Source organism: Bradyrhizobium sp., from assembly GCF_035935975.1.
In the GTDB taxonomy this organism is placed as follows: Bacteria; Pseudomonadota; Alphaproteobacteria; order Rhizobiales; family Xanthobacteraceae; genus Bradyrhizobium.
The window spans coordinates 1-4,990 of the sequence record NZ_DASYWN010000047.1 but is presented as its reverse complement, the minus strand read 5'-3'; the positions used below and the strand labels follow the sequence as shown (position 1 = coordinate 4,990).

At 64.5% G+C, this 4,990-nt stretch carries 4 protein-coding genes; 3 read left to right on the top strand and 1 reads right to left on the bottom strand.

What is annotated here, in order from left to right; translation table 11 throughout:
* Positions 1–147 precede the first annotated feature (147 nt).
* Genes VGR99_RS29505 through VGR99_RS29495 form a run of 3 tightly spaced genes read left to right on the top strand, consistent with a single transcriptional unit; the run spans position 148 to position 3,644 of the window.
* Positions 148–1,755 (top strand): Mu transposase C-terminal domain-containing protein, encoded by a 1,608-nt coding sequence (locus VGR99_RS29505; protein WP_137902215.1) that lies wholly within the window; start codon positions 148–150, stop codon positions 1,753–1,755.
* Positions 1,752–2,627 carry a TniB family NTP-binding protein gene (locus VGR99_RS29500; RefSeq protein WP_137902216.1) on the top strand — a complete coding sequence of 292 codons (876 nt, stop codon included), beginning with the start codon at positions 1,752–1,754 and terminating at the stop codon, positions 2,625–2,627. Before VGR99_RS29505 ends, VGR99_RS29500 begins: the two co-directional genes overlap by 4 nt.
* 3 nt (positions 2,628–2,630) lie before the next feature.
* Positions 2,631–3,644 (top strand): TniQ family protein, encoded by a 1,014-nt coding sequence (locus VGR99_RS29495; RefSeq protein WP_137902217.1) that lies wholly within the window; start codon positions 2,631–2,633, stop codon positions 3,642–3,644.
* Here the strand turns inward: VGR99_RS29495 and VGR99_RS29490 are convergent.
* Positions 3,580–4,509, bottom strand: a complete 930-nt coding sequence (locus tag VGR99_RS29490; RefSeq protein ID WP_137902218.1) for a recombinase family protein — start codon at positions 4,507–4,509, stop codon at positions 3,580–3,582. The genes VGR99_RS29495 and VGR99_RS29490 overlap by 65 nt on opposite strands.
* Positions 4,510–4,990: the final 481 nt, after the last annotated feature.

Below are 4,990 nucleotides of genomic sequence, written 5' to 3'. Positions count from 1 at the left end.
TGTGGGTTGACCGTTTTTTGTGCTGCACACATGCGGCCCTTTTCAATAGCTTAGACGATTCAGATTTGCGAGACTGATTCACTTTTCGTGAGACTACGCTACAATCCGATTCGGATATAGTGAGATCACGTTGGCGATCATCGCAACATGGCTATCGACCGCAACGAGGTTGGCGACCAGGAATGGGAAAGCGCTCTCGCCCGTGCCGAGGTGCTGCGACGCTTGCCGAACCGTCCAAGCCCGGGTGAGATTGCCGATGCGGCGGCCGAATTGGACGTCAGCCGCTCGACGCTGTTCCGCTGGCTGAAGGCGTTCCGGGAAGATCAGCGGGTCACCGTTCTGGTTGGCCGCAAGCCTGGTCGGCAGCGACGCGGGATTGATGCCTTTGAGCCGGAACTGAAGGAACTGATCGATGAAGCGATCCGAACCTTTTATGCCACACCAGAACGGCCGACGCTAACACGCCTGTGGAAGCGCGTTTGTTCAGCGTGTCGTCACAACCGCCTGACGCCGCCCTCGATCCGACGCCTGAAGGGCTATCTTGCGACTTTCGATGCGGAGGCCCTGACGCGCCGTCGCGAGGGCAAGGCGCGGGCCGACGCGCAGTTCCTGGCGCTCCCAGGCGAGTTTTCGGTGCAGCATCCGCTACAGGTCGTTCAGATCGATCATACGAAGGTCGACGTGACGGTTGTCGATCCGATCGAACGGCAGCCGATCGGCCGCCCCATCCTGACCATCGCCATCGATGTCTGCACCCGGATGGTGCTGGGCTTCTACCTGTCCCTGGAGGCGCCGTCCGTGACATCGGTAGCCCTCTGCCTAACGCATGCGATCATCGACAAGACGCGCTGGTTGGCGGACCGCGGGATATCGCTGGAATGGCCGGCAAGCGGCCTGCCCGAATGCATTCACGTCGACAACGGCGCCGAATTCCACTCTCGCGCCTTCAAGCTCGGCTGTGACGATCACAACATCGTCGTCTCTTATCGTCCGCCGGGAACGCCGCGGTTCGGCGGGCATGTCGAGCGCCTGATCGGCACCATGATGGGCGCCGTTCATCTGCTGCCCGGCACGCACTTTTCCAACGTGCTGGACCGGGGCGACTACGACTCCGAAGCGCGCGCCGTGATGACCATGCGCGAGCTCGAGACTTGGCTGACGCTGGAAATCATCGCCTACCATTCCGACCTGCACCGCGGCATTGGTCGGCCTCCGGTCGCGGCTTGGAATGAGGCCATAGCCGCGCATCCGCCCCGGCATGTGCGCGATCCACTCGCCTTCCTGATCGATTTCCTGCCGTTCGAGCCGCGCGTGTTGCGGCGGACCGGCATTCATCTCAACAATATCTGCTACTGGTCGGATGGCTTTGCGCGCTGGATTGGCAGGTGCGACGACAAGGTTCTCGTCAAATACGACCCAAGGGACCTGCATCAGGTCTTCGTCAAGCTTGGCGGGAACTATCTGATGGCGCCGACGCGCAATCCCGGACGCCCAGCGATCACGCTCTGGGAGCAGAAGGCGGCGCTGCGCGTGCAACGGGCTCGCGGCCGCCGCGAGATCGATGAGGAGACGATCTTCCAGACGATCGCCGCGCAACGGGCCTTGGTCGATCAGGCGAGCCGGGAGACCACGCAAACCCGCAGGCTACGTGCTCGCCGCGCCCATCTGCAGCCAGGGCCGGCGCTTCCGGCAAGCGCTCCGGCGGACGAACCGGTGATCGCCTTACCCCATTTCCCGGTGGAGGTATGGGAATGACGGCCTATTCGCACCTCGATCCAGCCGTTCAGAGCCACGCCGATCTGCCCGATCGCGAGCGTATCGAGCATATCCAGGTGGACCGGTGGATCGACTATCCGCGTGCGCGTCAGGCGCTCGCCAAGCTTGAGGAACTGTTTTTGTTTCCCAAGCGCGCCCGCATGCCCAATCTGCTGATCTTCGGTGCATCCGGCATGGGCAAGACGATGATCATCGAGAAGTTCGTGCGCGCCAATCCGCCAAGCTTCGATGAGAGCAGCGGGATCCATCATCGGCCGGTCATTGTCGTGCAGATGGTCGCTTCCCCGGACGAAGGCCGTTTCTATCATCGCCTGCTTTCCGTGATCGGCGCGCCGCCGCCGACCCGCGCGACGCTCGGGCAACTCGAGACACAGGCGCTGCGGCTGCTCCAGGAGATCGCGCCGCGCATGCTTGTCATCGACGAGGTCCAGAATCTGATCGCCGGCACCTATCGCGAGCAGCGTAGGATGTTCAATCTGCTGCGCTTCCTCGGCAATGAGCTGCGGATTCCGTTGATCTGCCTCGGGTCGCACGAGGCACGCGATGCAATTCGGGGCGATGCCCATCTCAACAGCCGCTTCGAACCCTACGGCTTGGCGCCGTGGCGGCCCGATGCCGACTTCCACGGGCTGATCGGCGGTCTTCTGTACTCGCTGCCGTTGCGCTTGCCGTCGGAGCTGACGGACAGCGCCCTCAAGCGTCTCGTCGAGGCTAATGGCGGAATCACCGACGCGATCTTCAAGATGGTCAGGGGTCTGGCGACAGACGCCATCCTCAACGGCACAGAACGGATCACGTCGGCCGCGATCCTCGATCACCGCGTCACCGCGCCGACGACTTTCGCGGCCTGACTCATGGCGGGGGAGGGGAGGGCGCCGCTGCCGGTCGTGCCGCCGCCCTTTCGGGACGAACGGCTGAGTTCCTGGCTGGAGCGGATCGCCGACGTCTATCTGGTTTCCCTGGACGAGCTACAGGCCCATGTCGGATGGTCCCGGCCTGCGCTGCAACTCGAGATCGATCCGGTGCGGACCGACATGGAGCGCATCGCCGCTGCAACGAACAGCTCGGTTGAACGCCTGTTCGCCATGACCTTCCATAACGCATCGTCGCGCTGTCGCAGCCTGCTTCGGCCCGACGCTCGTGAGATCTGCCCGGTCTGCTCGCGCGGCATGCAGCGACCGCCAAGGTTGCGAACGTGGTCTTTCGCCTTCAGCTTCTATTGCGATCGGCACCGTCAGCCACTGCAAAGCCCGGATACAAGGGGCGCTAGCGTGTTGAGCGATGTCGGATCAGCTTGCCGCGGCGCCGCGATCCTGTCCAACTGGGCCAAAGGCGGCGAAACCGCCGTCGTGCCCGTCGACGCCGCGATCTCCCTGTTGCTCGCGCCGCATCGCAAGCCGTCGCCGCCGGCGCCATGGGAACTGGCCAGGTTGGCGCGCTCCGATCAGCAGGCCCATGCGATGGAGCTTTCGCGACCGTGTCCCCGGCCGGTGCTCGGCATTCTCGTGCCCGAATTCAACAGCGCTGTCCCGGTCTACAACCAGCTTCTGCCGCGTGCGCTTCCCGGCTTGCGCGATGCGCCCTTCGCGGAGCGTTACGCCATCGCAATCGGCCTTGCTCGGCTTTTGAAGAATCCGGCCACCGCAGTCGCCCACATCCTGGAGACCACCGATGAGTTCGGCCGAAAAAAAGTGTTGGGGCTGATTGACCGTTGGCCGACCGGGATCCGTAACGCTGTCGCTCGCGGCGACCGCCACATCACGACGAGAGGGGAGGGCAGGGGGGCGGCGACAAGGGTTCGTCTCAGCCGTCAGCGGGTTCGTGCACCTTCAGGCCGAGACGCCTGGCGCGATCGAGCAGATGCTTGACGGACGAGGCTGCCCACTGCCAACCGCCCCGTGGGGTCCGTTCGCGCATCGCCTCGAGCTGCGCGGCGATCGCCCGCAGGCTGAGATCCGGGTCGGCGATGGCGATGCCGGCCACGAGTGTCATCAATCGGTCCTCAGGCTGCCGCCGCGGCGCGCGCTGGACAAGCTCAGGCTCCGCCAGGCCTTCGCGCACCAGGCGATAGACCGAGCGGCGAAGACGTTCCACCGTCCAGCTCTGCCCCTTGTGGCTCAGGACCCGCACCACGTCGTCCCAGTTATGCTGGGGCCGCAGCCGCCGCACGATCGGCAGCCAGCTTTGCGCCGAGGCGATAAGGTCGCCGACATAGACGCTGTCCCGGGCCGCCGCAACGGCGCGGATGCTTTCCGGCCGGCGCTCGCGCAGACCCGGATTGCCTGGCAGGCGGCCGCGCGCCTTGGCGGCGGCTATTCCGGCCTTCGTGCGCTCGGCGATGAGCGCGCGCTCCAACTGGGCGACCGCGCCGAGCACTTGCAGCGAGAACATTCCCTGCGGCGTCGAGGTGTCGATCGGATCGCGCAGCGAGCGGAAATGCGCGCCGCGCTTTTCGAGCGTCTCGATCACCTCGAGAAGATGGCTGACCGATCGGGCGAGGCGGTCGAGCCTGACCACGACCAGGACGTCGCCGGCGCGGATCTCGCGCATCAGCTTCGCCAGCAGGGGCCGCGAGCGCGATGCGCCGGAACCCTGTTCGTGGTGGATGACGGCGCAACCGGCTTGCCTGAGCTCGTCGGCCTGTGCATCGGTGACCTGGTCCTCCGTCGAGACCCGCGCGTAGCCGATGAGACGGCGCGGTCGCGGGGGAGAAGGGGAGGGGGCCTTTGCCATGGCGGCCTTTCGAGGGAGGTTTCACGGCCGTTTGTACAGTATCGACGGCTGTGATCAACCGGCCAGTTGCAGACGTGTTTTATCGAGCCTCATAAACAGCCGTACAGCGGCATTTCGGGGTTCGGATGGCCCACGGCGCGAAAAAGGCGCCAAAACGCGCCCAGCGGCGTTTATGGCTGAAAGCGCGCAATTTTGGGGGCGTCGAGCGCGGGCAGGGTGCGAAAGGTGGCCCCGAGGCACGCCGGATGCTCAAGTTACCCGCCTTCCACCCCCGCCGAATGGAGCGGAAATCATGAGACTACCTGCATCCGAGTCGGAAATCGTGAGACCACGTGACAAACTCGGGCGACGCGCGGCCATCGCCAATAACGATGCTGAATCAATCGCTTAATGCCAGGCCGGTTCAGCGCCGTGCACGTAGTCTCACGAAATCCGATTCAAAAAGGCGGCGAATCTCACGAATTCCGGTCAGCTGACATTT

Excerpts from the sequence above, each read along its gene's own strand:
- VGR99_RS29500 (WP_137902216.1), top strand. The coding sequence starts at position 1,752 with ATGACGGCCTATTCGCACCTCGATCCAGCCGTTCAGAGCCACGCCGAT.
- VGR99_RS29495 (WP_137902217.1), top strand. The coding sequence starts at position 2,631 with ATGGCGGGGGAGGGGAGGGCGCCGCTGCCGGTCGTGCCGCCGCCCTTT.
- VGR99_RS29490 (WP_137902218.1), bottom strand. The coding sequence starts at position 4,509 with ATGGCAAAGGCCCCCTCCCCTTCTCCCCCGCGACCGCGCCGTCTCATC.
- VGR99_RS29505 (WP_137902215.1), top strand. The coding sequence starts at position 148 with ATGGCTATCGACCGCAACGAGGTTGGCGACCAGGAATGGGAAAGCGCT.